1 protein-coding gene is annotated in these 228 nt (G+C 65.8%); it reads left to right on the forward strand.

The genetic code is table 11. From position 1 onward, the window contains the following. A partial coding sequence (locus tag EOB49_RS36070) for a beta-ketoacyl synthase N-terminal-like domain-containing protein (protein WP_281060653.1) occupies positions 1 to 228 on the forward strand: 228 nt, incomplete at both ends.

The raw sequence follows: 228 nt of genomic DNA on the forward strand, positions 1-228 counted from the left end.
GACTTTCCTGCGACGAGGGGAATGCCCATCGCTTCGGCGCTACAGTGGGCGTCGGCGGCTTGGGCTGGGATGTGATGGAGGAAACTTACCGGGCCCTCCTTTTGGACGGCGCGAGGCGAGTTGGCATCCTCGCTGTACCCAAAACGATGCCAAGCGCCGCCGCCGGCCAGGTGAGCTTGAGCCTCGGCTTGCGCGGGCCGGTCTTCGGGGTGAACTCCGCATGTGCCT

Origin of the sequence: Mesorhizobium sp. M7A.F.Ca.MR.148.00.0.0, from assembly GCF_003997735.1 — a bacterium.
Lineage (GTDB): Bacteria > Pseudomonadota > Alphaproteobacteria > Rhizobiales > Rhizobiaceae > Mesorhizobium.